This is a genomic window from Arthrobacter sp. UYNi723 (assembly GCF_054057635.1).
The window spans coordinates 166,153-184,891 of record NZ_JBSRZM010000004.1 but is presented as its reverse complement, the minus strand read 5'-3'; the positions used below and the strand labels follow the sequence as shown (position 1 = coordinate 184,891).

General features: G+C 66.3%; 18 protein-coding genes and 1 riboswitch. Of the genes, 11 read left to right on the top strand and 7 right to left on the bottom strand.

Translation table 11 applies throughout. The annotated features are described in order from the left end of the window. Position 1: 1 nt before the first annotated feature. Positions 2-1,720 carry a CAP domain-containing protein gene (locus tag ACVWY0_RS05090; protein ID WP_485835704.1) on the bottom strand — a complete coding sequence of 573 codons (1,719 nt, stop codon included), beginning with the start codon at positions 1,718-1,720 and terminating at the stop codon, positions 2-4. Between the two features lie 138 nt (positions 1,721-1,858). Between ACVWY0_RS05090 and dcd the strand changes: the two genes are divergently transcribed. Both dcd and ACVWY0_RS05080 read left to right on the top strand, forming a co-directional pair. After that, the gene (gene dcd, locus ACVWY0_RS05085; protein WP_104063269.1) at positions 1,859-2,434 is read left to right on the top strand and encodes a dCTP deaminase; all 576 of its coding nucleotides are present in this window, start codon (positions 1,859-1,861) and stop codon (positions 2,432-2,434) included. A 322-nt stretch (positions 2,435-2,756) separates the two neighbouring features. After that, positions 2,757-3,524, top strand: a complete 768-nt coding sequence (locus tag ACVWY0_RS05080; protein WP_485835703.1) for a hypothetical protein — start codon at positions 2,757-2,759, stop codon at positions 3,522-3,524. A gap of 66 nt (positions 3,525-3,590) precedes the next feature. Here ACVWY0_RS05080 and ACVWY0_RS05075 read toward each other — a convergent pair whose 3' ends face one another. The 3 genes from ACVWY0_RS05075 to ACVWY0_RS05065 all read right to left on the bottom strand — a co-directional run bounded on the left by ACVWY0_RS05075 (position 3,591) and on the right by ACVWY0_RS05065 (position 6,806). Then, the gene (locus tag ACVWY0_RS05075; RefSeq protein ID WP_485835702.1) at positions 3,591-4,772 is read right to left on the bottom strand and encodes a cation:proton antiporter; all 1,182 of its coding nucleotides are present in this window, start codon (positions 4,770-4,772) and stop codon (positions 3,591-3,593) included. 5 nt (positions 4,773-4,777) lie between these two features. Then, a complete protein-coding gene (locus tag ACVWY0_RS05070) occupies positions 4,778-5,260 on the bottom strand; it encodes a cation:proton antiporter regulatory subunit (protein ID WP_056341364.1) in 483 nt (160 codons plus the stop codon). Positions 5,261-5,402: 142 nt separating this feature from the next. Continuing rightward, a complete protein-coding gene (locus ACVWY0_RS05065; RefSeq protein ID WP_485835701.1) occupies positions 5,403-6,806 on the bottom strand; it encodes an MFS transporter in 1,404 nt (467 codons plus the stop codon). Between the two features lie 194 nt (positions 6,807-7,000). On the opposite strand from ACVWY0_RS05065, the gene ACVWY0_RS05060 reads away from it, so the two are divergent. Genes ACVWY0_RS05060 through mnhG form a run of 6 tightly spaced genes read left to right on the top strand, consistent with a single transcriptional unit; the run spans position 7,001 to position 13,495 of the window. After that, positions 7,001-10,075 (top strand): Na+/H+ antiporter subunit A, encoded by a 3,075-nt coding sequence (locus ACVWY0_RS05060; RefSeq protein WP_485835700.1) that lies wholly within the window; start codon positions 7,001-7,003, stop codon positions 10,073-10,075. Further along, positions 10,072-10,662, top strand: a complete 591-nt coding sequence (locus tag ACVWY0_RS05055; protein WP_485835699.1) for a Na(+)/H(+) antiporter subunit C — start codon at positions 10,072-10,074, stop codon at positions 10,660-10,662. Before ACVWY0_RS05060 ends, ACVWY0_RS05055 begins: the two co-directional genes overlap by 4 nt. Continuing rightward, entirely contained in the window at positions 10,659-12,266 is a 1,608-nt protein-coding gene (locus tag ACVWY0_RS05050) for a Na+/H+ antiporter subunit D (protein WP_485835698.1), read from the top strand. The genes ACVWY0_RS05055 and ACVWY0_RS05050 overlap by 4 nt, the downstream gene beginning before the upstream one ends. Next, a complete protein-coding gene (locus ACVWY0_RS05045) occupies positions 12,263-12,808 on the top strand; it encodes a Na+/H+ antiporter subunit E (RefSeq protein WP_485835697.1) in 546 nt (181 codons plus the stop codon). Before ACVWY0_RS05050 ends, ACVWY0_RS05045 begins: the two co-directional genes overlap by 4 nt. Then, complete coding sequence (locus tag ACVWY0_RS05040) at positions 12,805-13,083, top strand: MrpF/PhaF family protein (RefSeq protein ID WP_485835696.1); 279 nt, start codon at positions 12,805-12,807, stop codon at positions 13,081-13,083. Before ACVWY0_RS05045 ends, ACVWY0_RS05040 begins: the two co-directional genes overlap by 4 nt. Further along, positions 13,073-13,495 (top strand): monovalent cation/H(+) antiporter subunit G, encoded by a 423-nt coding sequence (gene mnhG, locus ACVWY0_RS05035; protein ID WP_485835695.1) that lies wholly within the window; start codon positions 13,073-13,075, stop codon positions 13,493-13,495. The genes ACVWY0_RS05040 and mnhG overlap by 11 nt, the downstream gene beginning before the upstream one ends. Positions 13,496-13,605: 110 nt before the next feature. Here mnhG and ACVWY0_RS05030 read toward each other — a convergent pair whose 3' ends face one another. Continuing rightward, positions 13,606-13,869 carry a DUF4235 domain-containing protein gene (locus ACVWY0_RS05030; protein WP_056341347.1) on the bottom strand — a complete coding sequence of 88 codons (264 nt, stop codon included), beginning with the start codon at positions 13,867-13,869 and terminating at the stop codon, positions 13,606-13,608. Positions 13,870-13,909: 40 nt separating this feature from the next. Next, positions 13,910-14,452: a heme-degrading domain-containing protein gene (locus tag ACVWY0_RS05025; RefSeq protein ID WP_485835694.1), complete on the bottom strand. Its 543-nt coding sequence runs from the start codon at positions 14,450-14,452 to the stop codon at positions 13,910-13,912. A 56-nt stretch (positions 14,453-14,508) separates the two neighbouring features. Next, positions 14,509-14,650, top strand: a riboswitch (TPP riboswitch). A 64-nt stretch (positions 14,651-14,714) separates the two neighbouring features. Between ACVWY0_RS05025 and ACVWY0_RS05020 the strand changes: the two genes are divergently transcribed. The 3 genes from ACVWY0_RS05020 to ACVWY0_RS05010 are packed head-to-tail and all read left to right on the top strand — an operon-like array spanning position 14,715 to position 17,772. Beyond that, entirely contained in the window at positions 14,715-15,365 is a 651-nt protein-coding gene (locus ACVWY0_RS05020; protein ID WP_485835693.1) for an ECF transporter S component, read from the top strand. Further along, positions 15,365-16,981: an ABC transporter ATP-binding protein gene (locus ACVWY0_RS05015; protein WP_485835692.1), complete on the top strand. Its 1,617-nt coding sequence runs from the start codon at positions 15,365-15,367 to the stop codon at positions 16,979-16,981. The genes ACVWY0_RS05020 and ACVWY0_RS05015 overlap by 1 nt, the downstream gene beginning before the upstream one ends. Then, complete coding sequence (locus ACVWY0_RS05010) at positions 16,978-17,772, top strand: energy-coupling factor transporter transmembrane component T family protein (RefSeq protein ID WP_485835691.1); 795 nt, start codon at positions 16,978-16,980, stop codon at positions 17,770-17,772. The genes ACVWY0_RS05015 and ACVWY0_RS05010 overlap by 4 nt, the downstream gene beginning before the upstream one ends. Positions 17,773-17,820: 48 nt before the next feature. On the opposite strand, the gene ACVWY0_RS05005 is transcribed toward ACVWY0_RS05010, so the two are convergent. After that, positions 17,821-18,558, bottom strand: coding sequence for a glycoside hydrolase family 25 domain-containing protein (locus ACVWY0_RS05005; RefSeq protein ID WP_485835690.1), 738 nt, complete (start codon positions 18,556-18,558; stop codon positions 17,821-17,823). Between the last annotated feature and the right edge of the window lie 181 nt (positions 18,559-18,739).

Here is an 18,739-nt window from a genome sequence, read left to right as displayed (position 1 = left end):
GCTACTGTGCCAGCCGCTGGCCCGCCCAGCTTCCGGTGATGTTCGACGGCGACGCCAGGGTTCCGGTGCTCAGGTTCCAGTACTGCACCACGTCATTGGCCCGGCGCAGCGCCACCCCCGTGGAGTTCAGGGCTGTCACGTCGCGCAACGGACGGATCCCGGTGACATCAGTCCAGCCGGTGGCGACGGTGAGCCGTGCTTCGGCGCGTGGCGCCGGAGCACCAGCTCCGCGGTAAAGCTGCACACCGCCGTCGGACCTAATGGCCAGGAGATCCTGGAAACCGTCGGCGTCATAATCCACCATGCTCAGCTTCCTGGCCGCCACGCCGGACGCCATGAGGGTGCGTGAGGACATGTCGACCAGGCCCACGTTCGGGTAGAGGTAGAGGTTGCCGGCAGTATCCAGGGCGACCAGTTGGGGAAGCCGGTTGTTGGCGCACCAGCCGCCGACGGACAGCGTCAGGGTTTCCCAACCGCCACTGCCCAGGGTGACCGACGCCTGGAACCCGCCGGTGGCGATACCTCGGTGCAGGGTCAGCCGGCCGTCGTTCCACTGCGTCAGGAGGTCATAGGCGCCGTCGCGGTCCCAGTCCGTGGTGAACACTTCCTTGGCCGTTCCGAAGCCGGAGCCGATGACCTTGGCAGCACCAAAGGTCCTGTTCCCTGTGGAGGGGCGGTTGATGAGCTGGCCTGAGGCGTTGATGGTCACCAGATCAGCGGCACTGTTGATCGCCGCGCTGCTCAAATCCAGGGTGGGCGGCATGTGTTTGACGGCCGGATCGCACACGGTTGGCGTTGGGGCGGGGAAAGCGCCCCCGCCGGCGGAGCTGCCTCCGGGGGAGGTGACGGTGCCGGCGGGCAGGGTGGTGTAGCCGAAGAAGTTCACCACACCCCAGATGGTGTACAGGCTGTTCGTGTAGGAGATCCCGGCGCCCATGACGTTGAACCGCGGATCGAGCAGCATGGCGTTGTGGCCGGGCGAGGTTTTCCACCACTCCACCAGCTGCGCCGCGTTGCGGTCCGTGCGGATGGCAATGACCTCACCGGCGCTGGTCGGGTTCAGGGCGCGGGGGTCGGTCCAGAAGCTGGCGCGGTGCTCAATGACGTCGCGGGATGCGATGCTGTCGGACCATTCCTGCGCCATGCCGGCCACGGTGGGGTGGTACTTGACCGGGGCCAGGCTGTTGGCCGCCCTGTAATTGTTGATTTCGTTGAAAACCGTGAGGATGGCGGCCGTGTTGCTGTCCGGCACCAGGGCCTCGGTGCCAAGGGATTCGGTAGTGAGGGATTCCGTTGCGGGGGCTGGAGCGGTGGGAGCCGCGGTCTTGTTGTGGGCCAGTTCGGTTTCGGGGGCCCAGAGGGGTGGCAGGGAGGGCGGCTCGGGCGCGATTGGTTCGGACGTGGTGGTCTCGGGTGCAGCCACCGTCGTCGCCGGCGGCGCCGCTGCGGTCCCTGACGTGCCTTCTCCGGCGGGTGACGCCGGAGTGATAACCGGTTCCACGGCTGGGGCGAGCGGGGAACCGGTACCGGTATCCGCGTCGGCCCCGCCGCCGTCGTCCGCTGTTCCCGACGGTCCCAACGTGACCGTGCGCGGTCCAAAGGCACCTGCCTGGACTGACAGCGCATTCGCTGGCGGGCCGGAATACATGCCGGCGGCCGGGGACACGAGTGCGAGCACGCACAACATCGCCACAACGGCGGGCGCCGCAAATTTATTCAAAACCAACCCCAGATCAGTTCAGTTGTACCAACCGGGAGACCATCCGGCGGCTGACATACTGAGGCAACATTAGCCCCACTAGGTGACAGCAACAACGAAAAAGTGTGCGCTGTGGACAACGCATAGTAATTTGGGACGGTGCTGATCTCTGACCGCGACATTCGTGCCGAACTAGACACCCAACGGATCGTCCTCGAACCGTACGATCCCGCGATGGTCCAGCCATCCTCGGTGGACGTGCGGATCGACCGGTTCTTCCGACTTTTCGACAACCATAAGTACGCGCACATCGACCCCGCCGAAGAGCAGCCCGAGCTGACGCGGCTTGTGGAGGTGGAGAGCGGTGAGCCGTTCATCCTGCACCCCGGCGAGTTTGTCCTGGGTTCCACCTACGAGGCCGTCACGTTGCCGGACGACATCGCTGCGCGGTTGGAAGGCAAGTCCTCCCTGGGCCGTCTGGGCCTGCTGACGCACTCCACGGCCGGGTTCATTGATCCGGGATTTTCCGGCCACGTCACGCTGGAGCTGTCCAACATGGCCACGCTGCCCATCAAGCTGTGGCCCGGTATGAAGATCGGCCAGCTGTGCTTCTTCCGGCTGACCTCTGCTGCTGAGTTCCCGTACGGCTCCGGCGAATACGGCAACCGCTACCAGGGCCAGCGCGGGCCGACAGCCAGCCGCAGCCACCTGAACTTCCACCGCACCGAGGTCTGAGCCTTTTCCTTCGAGGGGTGAGGTCTCGGCTCTAACCGTCCGTCTTGGCGCCGAGATCTAACCTCTCGGTGCGGCAGCTTGGGAACCACTACTCCTCCACTCTGTGGATAACCGGGTTGGGGCAGCCCGGCTGTGCCAACAATGGGTCATGCGGCAGCCCTCACCTCTTCCGGACCACCTCGCTGGACGTTCCTTTACCCTTCATGAGCAGGTCCACGCCGGCGTCCCCGCTGCGCGTGCATGGCGGAGTGATCTCCGCGTGGCAAGCCGCGGAGTACGGGTTCCCTGGGGTGCGTCGCAGCCTCTTCACCACACCTGCGCATTGCTGGCCACACTTTCTCCCGGTCTCGTCTGCTGTCTGGCCACCGCGGCGCTGCTGTGGGGCTGCCCGCTGCCATTGGCACTTCAGAACGAACTGAAATTCCACTTGGCGAAGATCGGCGGAGGCGCCCGGCCGGTGCGCAAGGGGGTATCCGGTCACCGGCTGGCCCTTCGCAGCCAGGATGTGGGGGAACTCGACGGCGTCCCGGTCACCTGCCCTGCGCGGACGTGGCTGGACTTGGCCGCGGTCCTGGACTTGGAGGATTTGGTGGCGGCGGCGGACTACTTCATCTGCAGCCAATCGAGGAGCTTCGGACCTAAGAAGGACGCGCTGTGTTCACTCGGGGACCTTCTCAAGCAGGTCCACTCCACTCCGGGCGCCCGCGGTATCCGGAAAGCCAGGCAGGCTCTGGAACTGTGCCGGGTCGGGGCCGATTCCGCGCCGGAGACCCGGCTGCGGCTGGCCATCGGGAGGCTCGGACTGCCGGAACCCGCGCTGAGGTACGTGGTGCAGGACGCTACTGGGTGGGAACTTGCCTGGCCAGACGTGGCGTTTCCGGACTTCAAGGTGGCCGTTAATTACGATGGCCGGCATCACTTGGAAGAACGCCAGCGTGAGTCAGACATCCGGCGGGACGAGTCCATCGCGGCCATCGGCTGGGCATCGGTGACCGTCACAGCCGGGCATGTACGCCAGTGGGGCTTCGATGGGTGCGCCCACCGCGTACTGGACTCCCTTGCTCGGGCGGGATGGCGGATCGAGGGGTGAGGTCTCGGCGCCAACGGTCCGTTATAGCGCCGAGATCTCACGTCTCGGTGCGGGGAGCGTGGTGGCCTACGCCTTCGCGGCCAACCGGACAGGCCCGCCGAACGCCTTGACCATCGGCTCCACGTAACGCGCTGCCAACGGCCCCAGAATGGCCATGATCAGCACGTAAGCCGTGGCCAGGGCTGCGAGCTCGTCCGGGACCACGCCGGACGCCACTGCCAGGCCGGCGATGACGATGGAAAACTCGCCGCGGGCAATCAGTGCCGCACCTGCACGGAAGCGGCCGGGACGGGCAATGCCAGCGCGCTTGGCGGCCCAGATGCCGGTGAGCATTTTGGTCGCGGCGGTGACAACGGCCAGAACCAGCGCCCAGCCGAGCACCGGCGGGATCGAGGAAGGATCCGTGTTAAGGCCGAAGGCGACAAAGAAAAGCGCCGCGAACAGATCCCTCAAGGGCTCCAGGATCCGGGTGGCGCTGTGGGCCGTGGCGCCCGAAATGGCGATGCCGAGCATGAACGCCCCTACGGCTGCCGAAACCTGCATGGCCGAGGCCACGCCCGCCACCAGCAGTGCGGCACCGAGCAGGTTGAGTAGGAACACTTCGGAGTTTTCGCTGTGCACCGCTTTTGATACACGGTGGCCGTGCCGCAGCGCCACCATTAACACGACGGTGACCACCGCCAGGGAGATTGCTACCGTGGTGAGCCCGCCCAGGAAGCTCACGCCCGCGAGGGTGGCGGTGAGGATGGGCAGGTACACGGCCATGGCCAGGTCCTCGAATACCAGGATGGACAGCACCACGGGGGTCTCGCGGTTACCGATCCGGCCCAGGTCCGTGATGACCTTGGCGGCGATCCCTGAGGACGATATGTACGTGACACCGCCCATAACCATGGCGCCCACCGTTCCCCAGCCCAGCAGGAAAGCCAGCGCCGCACCCGGCAGGAAATTCAAGACCAGGTCAAGAACACCGGCCTGCCAGGACCTGCGCAGACCGGTGAAAAGCTCGGCAGCCGTATATTCCAATCCGAGCATAAGCAGCAGCAGGATCACGCCGATTTCGCCGGAGAGATGTGCGAATTCCTGCATACCTTCGAGCTTGACCACGCCGCCTGCGCCGAAGGCGAGTCCGCCAACGAGGTAGAGCGGGATGGGTGACATTCCGAGCCGTCCGGCCAGCCTGGCCAGGAGGCCAAGGCAGAACACAATGGCCCCCAGTTCAATGAGGGTCAGGGCCAGCGGGTCCATGACGCTCAGCCGTTGCGCAGGATATCGGCCGCCGAATCGAGGCCTTCTTGCGTTCCAACTGCAACGAGGAGGTCGCCGGAGTGAAGCACGACGTCGGGTCCCGGCGACGGGAGCACTTCGCCTTCACGCATGATCGCCACGATCGACACTCCGCAGCGGGTGCGGATGCAGGCCTTCCCCATGGGCTGGTTCTGGAACGGGGATTCCGGCGCGATGGAGAACTGCCGGGTCACGATGCCCGGGATTTCCCGGTGCTCTTCAGTCAGCTTCATGGCAAGGTGCTGCCCGCCCAGGAGGTTACCCAGGGTGGCGGCCTCATCGCCGGTCAGGGGAATCGACGCCTGGCAGGTGTCGGGATCGTCCCAAGTGGAAACGATGAGTTCCATCGTGCCCTCGCGCAGCTCCACGACGCCGATGCGGCGGCCGGAAGTCGTCATGAAGTCCTTCCGCCGGCCCAGGCCGGGGAGGTCAGTCTCGTCCACGTTCATACCACCAGCCTAGTCTTTGCAGGCCGGTTTCGGGCGGGTGTGCGCAAGGCGGCGCGAGCGGACAGTTGCGGCCCTCGGCGCACACACACGCAGCGCTGCCAGTTCGCGCTTCAAGGGTGTGGGGCCTAAGCGGCCGTTCGCGCTAGGAGGCTGGAACCACGGCGATGGCGGTCTTGTCCGGTGACTTCACCGGCAGCAGGACCAGCAGCCCGGCGAGCAGCACCACCATGATGCCCAGGATCCCCCACCGCTGGGCCTCGCCGGGCGCAACCAGCGGCGTGGCCAGGGCGATGCACAGGGTGAACAGCGCCGGGGCCAGGAAACTGACGGCACGGCCGGTGGTGGCGTAGAGGCCAAACAGTTCGCCGGACTCGCCGTGCGGCGCCAGCCGGGCCAGGTAAGCCCGCGATGAGGACTGGGCAGGCCCCACAAACAGGCACAGGAACAGCCCGAAGACCCAGAAGGTGGTGCTGCCGGCCCACGCCGTGCCAAAGAAGATGTAGCTTTCGTTGCCGAGGACCAGGATCATGGTCCCGGCGACCAGCAGCCCCACCAAGGAACCCATGATCACGGCCTTGGGCCCCACCCGATCGTCCAGGAACCCGCCGATGATGGCGCCCACGGCAGCCACCACATTGCCGAAGATGGCAAAGAAGATGACCTGGGACAATTCGAAGCCAAACGTGCCGGCCGCGATGATCCCGCCGAAGGTGAACACGGCCGCGAGGCCGTCCCGGAACACTGCGCTGGCCAGGAGGAAGTAAATGGTGTGCGGGCTGGTGGCGTAGATGGCCTTGATCCGGCGGATCAGCAGGCGGTAGGAGGCCAGGAAACCCAGCGGTTGGGCCCGCTCCGGCCGCGGCAGCTCCGGGACGGCGAACAGCACCGGCAGAGCAAAGATGAAGAACCACAGGGCGGAGAACACGGCCACCAGCCGGATGTTCAGGCTGTCCTCGGTGGAGGCGCCGAACCAGTCGAAGCTCGGCTGCACAAACAGCTGCAGCACAATCAGCAGGGCCACGATGCCGCCCAGGTAGCCCATGCCCCAGCCGAATCCGCTGACCTTGCCGATGTTTTTCGGGGTGGAGATCTGGGCCAGCATGGCGTTGTAGTTGACGCCGGCGAACTCAAAGAACACATTCGCCAGCGCGATCAGGGAAACGCCCAGCAGCAGGAACTCCGGCCGCGGGAACACAAAGAAGCACAGGCCCGTCAGGATGGCGACGGCGGCCGTGTTGACCCCCAGCCACAGCTTGCGGCGCCCGCCGTTGTCCGAGCGCTGCCCGGTCACCGGAGCGAGCAGCGCGATGGCGATCCCCGCAATGGCCAGCGCACCGCCAAGAACGGCCGAAGCCTGATCTTTGCCGCCGAAGGCATTGGAGGTGAGGTAGACGGTGAAAACGAAGGTGGTCATGATCGCGTTGAAGGCCGCAGATCCCCAGTCCCAGGCGGCCCAGGCGAGGACTCGGCCCTTGCCCGTGGCCTGGGTTCCGGACGCGAGTTCCGATGACGGCTGCATGGCCTCAGGAGCGCTGGCGGTGTTCATAGGCTGAATCGTATCCGCCCCCTGGCGAACATCGCGGAGATGGTACGCCGGACACCGGGGAAATTCCAGGGACCCACGGTCCGGGGCGGGAAAAGTGTCAGTGGTGCCTTGATAAACTGTGGCCACCGAACCTGACGAATGACCGCCTGCCCTAACTTTTTGACAATCGAATCCCTGACGTTGCGGAGATACCAGTGATCACAGTCCTTGCCGTGCACTTTGCGGTTGCTGCCGTGGCGCCGTTTCTCTTCAGGGCATGGGGCCGCAACGCTTTTTATTCGCTGGCCGCTGTTCCTGCCGTTTCGTTTGGCTGGCTGCTGTTCCAGCACGGCGCCGTGTACTCGGACGCCGGCGCGGTCTCGGAAGTCTTCCCGTGGATCCCCGGGCTGGATCTTGAATTCGCCTTCCGGCTCGATCCCCTTGCCTGGGTGATGTCGCTCCTTATCCTGGGCATCGGCGCCTTGGTGCTCGTCTATTGCGCGCGATACTTCAGCCTCAAGGACCAGGACCTCGGAAGCTTCGGCGCCCAGTTCCTCGCCTTCGCGGGAGTGATGTTCGGCCTGGTGATCGCTGACGGTCTTCTTCTGATGTTCATTTTCTGGGAACTCACCACCATCCTGTCCTACCTGCTGATCGGCTTCGCCCGCACCAGGCTGGCGGCCCGCCGTTCTGCGCTGCAAGCTTTGATGGCAACCACAGCGGGCGGGCTGGCCATGCTGGTGGGCCTGATTATGCTGGGCCACAGTGCCGGCACGTACCGGATCTCGGCGATCCTGGCTCAGGCTCCCACGCTGATAAGCGGACCTTCCGGCGCAATCGTTGCCGCCGCCGTCGTACTTATCCTGGCGGGCGCCATCAGCAAGTCCGCGCTGGTTCCTTTCCACTTCTGGCTTCCGGGAGCCATGGCGGCCCCCACTCCGGTGAGCGCGTACCTCCACGCCGCGGCTATGGTGAAGGCCGGGATCTACCTGGTGGCGCGGCTTGCTCCGGGATTTTCCGACACCGCCTACTGGCAGTCCATTGTGCTGGGCCTGGGCCTGGCCACCATGCTGGTTGGCGGCTACCGGGCGCTCCGGCAGACCGACATCAAACTCATCCTGGCCTACGGCACCGTCAGCCAGCTGGGTTTCCTGACCATGGTTGTGGGGCTGGGCACGCCGGACGCGGCCCTCGCCGGCCTCGCGATGCTCCTCGCCCACGGATTGTTCAAGGCCACCCTGTTCCTGGTGGTGGGCATCATCGACCACCAGGCCGGTACCCGCGATGTGCGCCAGCTTTCCGGCGTGTTCCGGCAGTCCCGGGCGCTCGGAATTGTGGCCGGCATCGGTGCCGCCTCGATGGCCGGCGTCCCGCTGCTCGCCGGATTTGTGGCCAAGGAATCAGTCCTGGAAGCCTTTGTCCACCACGCTTCCGGCGGCGAGGCCTGGAGCATGGTGGTGCTCGTGGGCATCGTCCTCGGGTCCATTCTCACGTTCGCCTACAGCGCACGCTTTATGTGGGGAGCGTTCGCGGTGAAGCCCGGGATTGAGCGGACAACGTTCAAGGCGGTCAAGCCTTCCTTCCTGGCAGCCCCGGCCGTCCTCAGCGTCCTCAGCATCGTCTACGGCCTCTGGCCGGCGGCGGTGGACGCCTGGGTCCAGCCCTACGCCGCGCTGTTCGCCTCCACCGCGTCCGACGCCGGCACACCGGCCGAGCAGGCCGGCCACCTTGCGCTGTGGCACGGTTTCACCTCCGCCCTGGGACTGACCGCCCTCACGTTTGCCCTGGGCCTGGCGATGTACTTCGGACGGAACCTTGTGGCCCGCGCGCAGTCCCGCGTTCCCGGCTGGATCGACGGCGACCGCATGTACCAGCTCACCATCGGCGCCCTGGACGACACCGCGGTCTGGATTACGGGCCGCACGCAGCGTGGTTCCCTGTACTTCTACCTCGCCGTGATCCTCACGATGGCGTTTGCGCTGCCGCTGGCCGCCATGGTGCTGGCGGGCAAGCCGCTGCCGGGCAACCTGTACTTCATCGATCCCTACTCGCCGCTGCAGCCCGTGGTCGGGGCGGGAATTGTGATCGGCGCGCTGGCCGCGGTCAAGGCCAACAAAAGGTTCCTCGCCGTGCTGATGGTGTCCGTGACCGGATACGGGATCGCCCTGATGTTCGCGCTCCAGGGCGCACCGGACCTGGCCCTCACGCAGATGCTTGTGGAAACCATCATCCTGGTGGCCTTTGTCCTGGCCATGCGCAGCCTGCCCGCCGAACTCCGTGACCGCACCGGCGGCAAGTACCGGGTGATCCGAGTGATCATCGGGGCGGCTTTCGGAGTCACCATGGTCTTCGCCGCCATCCAAGCCATGGGCGCCCGGGTGGCCGTGCCCGTGTCCCTGGAATTCCCCCGGCTCGCCTATGAAGGCGGCGGCGGGCTGAACATCGTCAACGTGACCCTGGTGGACATCCGCGCCTGGGACACCTTCGGTGAAATATCCGTCCTTGCCCTGGCCGCCACAGGTGTTGCCAGCCTCATCTTCGTCCGCGGCCGCGGCGACCGGAGCAGGGTCTCTGAAACCATTGCCGAGGGCAGTGTAGGCCGCCAGGTTGCGGTGGATCCCGGGTCGCGGGAGGCAGCGGCGCTGGCCATCAGCCGCAAATTCGCAGCCTCCGCCCGGGATGCCTGGATCGTGGCAGGGCGGACCCTGGCACCGGAACGGCGCTCCATCATCTTTGAAGTGGTCACGCGGCTGATCTACCACTCCCTGATCATCTTCTCGCTCTACCTCCTCCTGGCCGGCCACAACCTCCCCGGCGGCGGCTTCGCTGGCGGCCTGACTGCCGGGCTTGCCCTGGCCATCCGCTACCTGGCCGGCGGCCGGTTCGAACTGCGCGAGGCCACGCCCGTCGGCGCCGGAACGCTGCTGGGGATCGGGCTCGCCACTGCGGCGGCATCCGGTGTGGTGCCGCTGCTGCTCGGCGGCCAGGTATTCCAGACCGCCATCATCGAACTCTGGCTTCCGGTGTTCGGGGACATCAAGTTCGTTACGTCCACCATCTTCGACATCGGCGTCTACATTGTGGTGATCGGCCTGGTGCTGGACGTGCTGCGCAGCCTGGGCTCCGAGATCGACGAACACTTTGAAGAGCAGAGAACGGCGCCCGCCGAGGACGCGCCAAGCGACGACGCTCCTGCCGCTGCCGGGGTGCAGGCGGACGTGCAGGCGGACGTGCACGCCAAGGAACCCGTGGGCGTCCACGCCGAAACCACCGCGAAGGGCCAAGGATGAGCGTCAACCTGACCCTGCTGACCGTGATGGGTGCCCTGTATGCGTGCGGCATCTACCTAATCCTGGAACGCAGCCTCACCCGGGTGCTGCTCGGGCTGATGCTGCTGGCCAACGCCACCAACCTGCTGATCCTGGCCACCGGCGGCTATGCCGGCCTGGCGCCGCTGTACAACAAGGACACCGGCGCGCAGGAATACGCGGACCCGCTTCCGCAGGCCCTGATCCTCACGTCGATCGTGATCTCCTTCGCCGTGACGGCTTTTATGCTCGGCATCATCTACCGCACGTGGGTCCTGGCGCGCCAGGATGAGATCCAGGACGACGTCGAGGACCTCCGCGTCGCCGAGACGCCTAGGTTCGACGCCGAGGACGATGCCCCGATTCCGGCCGAGACTTCCGAGTTTCCCCTGACGATGCTTGGCAGCGACGGGAGCTCCGTCTCGGACCACGCCTCGACGTCGGACGGCCCGGATGAGGCCGGTTCCGTCACGGCCGGTGCCAAGGAGATTCCTGCCGCGGATGCCGCCGCTGAAGAGCAACCCGGCTCGCGGAACGTAACCCCTGGTCCCGAAGGAGGTGTGAAGTGAACATCGCAAGCTTTGCCCCGCTCGCCGTCGTACTTCCCATCCTCGGTGCCGCCCTGGCCTTCCTGCTGATCCGGCACTCCAGCGCCCAGCGCGCAGTGAGCATCGCCGTGCTGTCCCTGACGCTCCTGCTGGAGTGCCTGCTGCTGGCCTCCGTGTGGGACGGCGGAACCGCCGCCGTGAACATCGGTGGCTGGCTGCCGCCGTGGGGCATCACGATGGTGGTGGACCAGTTCTCGTCCCTCATGCTCGTGGTGTCCTCCGCTATCAGCCTCGCGGTGCTGGTCTACGCCACCGGGCAGGGCATGGCCGACGGCGACCAGGACGCACCGGTGTCGATCTTCCACCCCACCTACCTGATCCTGGTGGCCGGCGTGTCCAACGCGTTCCTGTCCGGGGACCTGTTCAACCTGTACGTCGGCTTCGAGATCCTGCTTACGGCAAGCTACGTACTGATGACACTTGGCGGAACCGGCCCCCGCATCCGCGCTGGCGTCACCTACGTGGTGGTTTCCGTGGTGTCTTCGGTGCTGTTCCTGATCTCCATCGCCATGGTCTACGGCGCCACCGGAACCGTGAACATGGCCGACCTCGCCATCAAGCTCGCGGACCTGGACGAGGGAACCCAGACCCTGCTGCACGTGATGCTGCTGGTGGCCTTCGGCATCAAGGCGGCCGTGTTCCCGCTCTCGTTCTGGCTGCCCGACTCCTACCCCACGGCGCCGGCGCCGGTCACTGCCGTGTTCGCCGGACTGCTGACCAAAGTCGGCGTGTACGCAATGGTGCGCACTGAAACCCTGCTCTTCCCCGGGGACAGCCTGAACACTCCGCTGATGGTGGCGGCGCTGCTGACCATGGTGGTGGGAATCCTTGGCGCCCTGGCCCAGAGCGACATCAAACGTCTGTTGTCCTTCACCCTGGTGAGCCACATCGGCTACATGGTGTTCGGCCTGGCCATGTCCTCGGTGGCCGGGCTGGGCGCCGCCGTGTTCTACGTGGCCCACCACATCACCATCCAGACGAGCCTCTTCCTGGTCACGGGCCTGATCGAACGCCGCGGCGGCAGCTCCTCCGTGGACCGGCTGGCAGGTCTGGCCAAGCTGTCACCCATCCTGGCCCTGCTCTTCTTTATCCCCGCCATGAACTTGGCCGGAATCCCGCCGTTCTCCGGGTTCCTGGGCAAGGTGGGGCTCATCCAGGCGGGCATCGAACTGGGCACGCCCCTGGCCTACACCCTGGTGATCGGCGGCGTGGTCACCAGCCTCCTGACTTTGCTGGCCGTTGCGAGGGTCTGGAACCGCGCGTTCTGGCGCAAGCCCTCGGACGCTGAGCACCCGGACCCGGTCCTGCTGGCCGAGCTTAAGGACTCTGATACCGGCAGCCGGGCCGGCCGCAAGAACGTCACGCTGCTGCCCCGAACCATGGTGGGCTCAACCTTGGGCCTGGTGATCCTGGGCGTGTCACTCACGGTCTTCGCGGGCCCGCTGTTCACCGTCTCGGACCAGGCCGCCCACGAAATGCTGGACAGGTCCGCCTACATCCAGGCCGTACTGGGCGAGGACACGCAAGTTCCCCCGCTGGCCCTGAAAGACGGAGGGGGCAAATGAGCCGCCGCCGGATTTCCCTGCGCCAGGAACTGCCCCTGCTGGTATGGCTGGTGATTGTCTGGGCTGCCCTGTGGCAGGACTTCAGCCCCGGCAACCTGCTCTTCGGCGCGTTGCTGGCCGTGCTCGTGGCCCGGATGTTCTACCTGCCGCCGGTGGAACTCAGCGGCCGCTTCAACATTCTGCACGCCGTGCCATTTGCCCTGCGTTTCCTGGGCAGGGTGGCGGCTGCCAGCATCGAGGTCATGTATCTGGCGGCTGTCCGCGGCCCGAAGGTGATCAACGCCGTCGTCGCAGTCCCGTTGCGAAGCCATCAGGACCTGATGGTCACCGCCACCGGGCACGTGATTTCGCTGATCCCGGGCTCCCTGGTGGTGGAAGTGGACCGGTCAACGTCCACCCTGTACCTCCACGCGCTCAACGTCAGCAGCCCGGATGAGGTGGAGAACCTGCGCAAGGAAGTCCGCTCCATCGAAGCGGGCCTGATCAGGATCATGGGCACCCGCGAAGAACTCGAAGCAATCCGGCAGGAGGCCGCAGCATGATGCAGACCGTCCTGGCTGTCACGGCAGTCATTCTTTCGCTGGCAGCGGCAGGCGCCATCATCAGGATCTCCCGCGGCCCGTCGCTGCTGGACAGGGTCCTGGCCTCCGACGTCCTGCTCGCGATCCTCGGCGCTGCCCTGTGCATCGATATGGCCGTCAACCGGCACCTGAACAACCTGATGCTGCTGGTGGCGCTGTCCGTGGCTGGCTTCATCGGTTCGGTGACCGTTGCGCGCTTCGTGGCCGACCGGCGGGAGCAAGCCAATGAGTCCTGAGGCCAGCGTGGTTGATAACGTCATCGATACTGTGTCGGCGGTGTTCCTGGTGGTGGGTGCCCTTATGTCGCTCGCCGCCGCCGTGGGCCTGCTCCGCTTCCCGGATCTGCTGAGCCGGATGCACGCGGCCACCAAGCCCCAGGTGCTGGGCCTGTTCCTGCTCCTGGCGGCCATCGGCCTGCAGCTGCGCACCTGGTGGGTGTGGCCGGTGCTGCTGGTGGCCTGGATTTTCCAGCTGCTGACCGTGCCGGTTTCCGCCCATATGGTGGGCCGCGCCGGTTACCGGACCAAACACCTGCACCGCGAGCTGCTCAGCTCCGATGAACTCGAAGCCGTGGTTCAGAAGGCGGCGCAGTCCGCCCGGGATGAGTCATCCCGGGATGACGAGTCCGATGGCGGCCGGCGGGACTGAGCGTCACGCGCAGCCCCCAGCGTCCCGTGTAGGTTTTTTGTCCAGATAATCGTATATCTCGGCCGGTTCGGGCCGATTATCTGGACGAAAACTCCGGGGTGGTGATGCGGCTAGACGATGTCCTGGGACTTGGCGAAGCGGGTGATGGCCCGCTGCGTGCCACGGTTGGCGAGCACCTGGATGATAGTGCTGACCGAGGCCGAAATGAGCGCGAACGTCAGCGCCGAGCGAAGGCTCGTGGGGGTGTCTTCATCCCTGCCGGTCGGGGGCTTCCGGCCGGTGGACTTTTCCCATACGGTATTGACCATCTTGGTGCCGACGAATCCGGCGCCGAGGCTGATTGCAGTGCCGAGCAGCTTGATGAACAGGTTCATTCGTTGAACTCCTTGTGAGCGGATCCGGGACTGCCTTAGCCTAACCCGGCCGCATCGACTCCAGAATCTCCCGCAAGGCCTCCACCACGAGATCATGGTCCTGCTGCTGGGGCAGGCCCGAGACCGTCACTGTGGCCACTGCACCCACGCCGGTGACGTAGACCGGGAAGCAGCCGCCATGCGGGGCGTAGGTGGACTCATCGAACCAGCCGTGGTCCTCGATCCGGCCGCCGTGCAGCCGGCCGCGGAGGCCCACCAACAACGACGGGATCTCATACCTGGCGGCGGTGCGCTGCTTCGCCCGGATCCAGCGCTCGTTGTCCGGGGTGGCGCCGTCCAGGGCCACGTGGAAAAGGACCTGGTCACCCTTGGTGATGTCGATCGCGATGGGCAGCTTTCGGCTCTTGCCCAACTCCACCAGGAGCAGCCCGAGGTTGAGGGAGTCGTCCTTGCTGAAATGCGGAAACTGCAGCTCGTTGATCTCGGCTTCGATCCGAGCAATCAGGGCCTCAAGCAGCCCCGCCGGCTGGGGCACCGTCGAATCGGGATTGAACGCAGTCACAGTCGGATTGTTGGCAGTCATGGCCCACAATCTACCCCGCCCGCGGTGTAAACTGGATCACGCCCATCAGGGCAGATTTATTACGACAGGGGAGCGCCGCCGTCGGACATCACTGGCATTGCCAGGGAACCGCAGGTGGGCGCTGAGAGTGCGGACAGCCGCAGACCCTCGAACCTGATCCGGTTAGTACCGGCGCAAGGGAGTCGAGTTCTCGAAGTGTCCGGAAACGGCGGCAGCGCCGCACGCCGGGGCACTTTCCCCTCCTGTTCCTCAGGAGGACCGAATGACAACTGCAGCATTCAAAAAGACCGGCAACACCTGGCGCGTTGTGGACATCGTGGTGGCGGCGCTCATCGCCATCACCGGCGGCGTGATCTTCTGGGCCTGGTCCCAGGGCGCCGGCATCGTCTCCGCCCCCATGAACGCCGTTTACCCCCCGCTGACCGGCCTGATCGCCGGCGGCTGGATGATCCCGGCAGTGCTGGGGATGCTCATCATCCGCAAACCCGGCGCGGCGCTCTTCTGCGAAGCGGTGGCCGCCACCGGCGAACTCATCATGGGCTCGCAGTACGGCGCCACGGTGCTGATCTCCGGACTCCTCCAGGGCCTGGGCGCCGAACTGGTGTTCTTCCTGCTGGTGTACGGCAACTTCCGGTTCAAGTCCTTCCTGCACCAGAAGTACAACCTCATCGCCGCACTGCTGGCCGGTGCCGGGGCGGGCCTGTTCTGCGGCCTCAATGACTCCTTCCTGCCGTGGGGCTGGAACATCGCCTACGAGCCCGGCGACAAGCTCGCGTACATCGTGTTCTGCACCATCTCCGGCGCGGTCATTGCGGGTGCGCTGTCCTGGATCGCCACCCGCGGCCTGGCCAAGACCGGCGTGCTGAGCTCGTTCGCGTCCCGGAAGGCAGCGTCGGAGCCCGTCTTCAACTGATGACCGCTTCCGACGCCGGCGCCTCCGCAGTGCGCCCCGCCGCGGTATCCGCCCGTGGCTGGGGCTGGCGGCATTCCGGACGTTCCGCGCCCGCCGTCCACGGGCTCGACCTCGACATCGCTCCCGGCGAGCGGGTGCTGCTGCTGGGCCCGTCGGGCGCGGGCAAGTCAACGCTGCTGCACGCGCTCGCGGGGGTGCTTGGGGATGAAGGGGACGACGCCGATGAGACCGGTTCGCTGCTGATCGACGGTGTGGTGCCTCGCGGGCAGCGCGGCCGCTCCGGCCTGATGCAGCAGGACCCCGAAACGCAGGTGGTCCTCTCCCGCTTGGGTGACGACGTCGCCTTCGGCGCCGAGAACCTCGCCGTGCCGCGGGACGAGATCTGGCGGCGCGTCCACGAGGCGCTCGACGACGTCGGGCTGCGAAGTGCCGGGGGCGGCGGTTTGAACGCCGACGGCGGCGCTGGTGCCGGCGGGCTCCCGCTGGACCACCCGACGTCGGCCCTGTCCGGCGGGCAGAAGCAGCGCCTGGCGCTGGCCGGGATCCTCGCAATGCGGCCCGGGCTGATCCTGCTGGATGAGCCCACCGCAAACCTCGATCCCGCCGGCGTGCTGGAAGTCCGCGACGCCGTGGGCCGCTGCCTGGACAAAACCGGAGCCACACTCGTTGTGGTGGAACACCGCGTGTCCGTCTGGAAGGACCTGGTGGACCGGATTGTGGTGCTCCAGCCGGGCTCGGTTGCGGGCTCCGCTGGAAGTTCCGCCGCCACGTCCGCAGTCCTGCTGGACGGGCCGCCGGACCAGGTGCTTGCGGAGGCACGGGACATGCTGATCGGCGCGGGCGTCTGGGTGCCGGGCTATGTTCCGGCAACCCGTCGCCGCGTGTCCGCAGGCTCCGGTGACCTGCTGCTGGCTGCCGAGGACCTGGCCGTCTCCCGCGAGCGTCCGAGGCGCCGCGGCTTCCGGACCATCCCGCCCGTGCCGGTGCAGCAGGGCATTACCGCCCAGGTCCGTTCCGGCCAGGCACTCACCGTCACGGGGCCCAACGGCGCCGGCAAGTCAACGTTTGCGCTGACGCTCGCCGGGCTTCTGGCGCCGGTGGCGGGGAAGGTGTCCGCCGCCGTCGAGCTTTCCGAGGGGGCCGGGATCGATCCCTTCAAATGGAAAGCCAACCAGCTGATTTCTCGCATCGGAACCGTGTTCCAGGAGCCCGAGCACCAGTTCGTCACCGGCCGCGTGCTGGACGAACTGATGTTCGGCCCGCGGCATCTGGGCCATGGCGAGGAGCGGGTTGATGAACTGCTGGAACGGCTGCGCCTGACGCACCTGGTGGACGCCAATCCGTACACACTGTCCGGCGGCGAAAAGCGGCGCCTCTCGGTGGCCACTGTCCTCGCGGCCCACCCTCGTGTGCTGGTCCTCGACGAGCCGACCTTCGGCCAGGATGCCAACACCTGGGCCGAGCTCGCATCGTTCCTCTCAGAATTGCTCGACGCCGGGACCTCCGTGGTTTCCGTGACCCACGACCAGGAATTCAGCGCCGTTCTGGGCGGGGCTGAACTGCGGCTTGGCCCGGCCTCGCGCGGCGGCGCCCGCCAGGAAGCAGGTGCGGCATGAGGGGTGCCCTGACCCTCCGCGACAACCACGCGCTGCTGACGCGCGCCAACCCGCTGGCCAAGTTCGCCGTCGTCTTCTTCATCACCCTGGTGCTGGCGCTCTCCATCGACTGGGTGTCTGCCACCACCGCGCTCGTGGCGGAACTGGCACTCTTTCCGCTGGCCGGCCTCACCCTTCGCCTGCTGTGGCAACGGGGCTGGCCGCTCATCATCGCGGCAGCCCTGGGCGGCTGGAGCACGGCGATCGTCGCGGCGGACAGCGGCGCTGTACTGCTCGACGTCGGGATCTGGTCCATCAGCGAAGGTTCCCTGCAGCTGGGAATCGGTTTTATGCTGCGCGGCCTCGCGATAGCCCTGCCGGCGATCCTGCTCATGACCTGCACAGATCCGACCGACCTCGCCGATGCACTGGCCCAGAAGGCCCGGCTGCCGCACCGTTTTGTCCTTGGCACGCTGGCCGCGATGCGGCTGGTAGGGCTCATGGCCGAGGAATGGCAGACCATCGGCATGGCGCGGCGGGCCCGCGGCGTGGGCTCGCAGGGCAGCCCGCTGCAACGGCTGCGGGCCACCCTCGGGCAGAGCTTCGGGCTCCTGGTCCAGGCCATCCGCCGCGCGTCCCGGCTGGCCATCACCATGGAAGCGCGCGGTTTCGGCACCGGGCAGCGGACGTGGGCGCGGGAATCCACGTATTCGCCGCTGGACGCCTGGGTTCTGGTGGGCGGCGCCCTGATCGCGGCGGCTGCTGTGGTTGCCGCGGCTGTAATGGGGACCTGGAACTTCGTCTGGCGCTAGTAAGGGCGGGCCATGCTTCCGGATTCTGGCTACGGCGCGCAGTGCTTGCTAAATGCACGAGTGGTTGTAGTCGAAGCCCCTGGAGACGAACTGGGTCAGGGTGACTGTGCCACCGGGGTTCAACGGCGCATTCGAGCAGTTGGCCGTGGCTCCGAAGGCATTGAGGGCGCCTGCCAGCCAGGTGGGCAGGGCATAAAGGTTGCTGGAGCTGCTGACGGTGCCCACGATCTGTCCCCATTGATAGGCCGAGGAGTAGATGCCGACGTCGGCGCCGATGCTGTGAAAAAGGTCGGTCATACCTTCCAGGACGGCACGGTTGGCATTCTTGTCGAGGGACCAACTGTTGCCGGTTTCAACATCGAGCCACCACAGGTAGTCCGAGGGGCTGCTGATGCCGCGGATGTAGGCGTCGTCGTACGCCTTGGCGTAGCCGTACATGTATGCGCACGCCGTGCCAACGTCCTTGTCCTTGCAGGTGCCGTAGGGGTTGGATACAGCGTGGGCTGCGGGGTAGTTGTTACTGGTGGGCCACCAGGAGCCAGCGTGCCCCGGGTTGGCGGTGTTGACGTAAAGGGCCACGGACGGCTGATCGGTCGGGTTCACCGTGATGGCTTCGGCCCAGCGGAGCAGTTCGGCGAGGCAGGGGTTAGTGGTGCTGGCCAGGCCATTGTTGACGCCCACGATCCCGAAAGCTGGAGCGGCGGGAAGCGCCTTGTTGCACTGAGGCCACGAGACATCGTTACCCAGTGCTTGCTCGGCGCCCTCGCCGGGTGAAGGGGTGGCCACGGACGCCGGCGCCACGATAATCCCGCAAAGGGCCAAGAGCAGGCACAAGATGGCACACGCTAAAGCACGGGATGCTGTAGCCGCATTCCCATACATGGCAGGCCTCCTGCATGGCATTCTTCCGCTTTTCGGGTGGACCCGATGTTTCAGTCTCCCGCCGAGCGAGTGGCGGGGTCAAGGA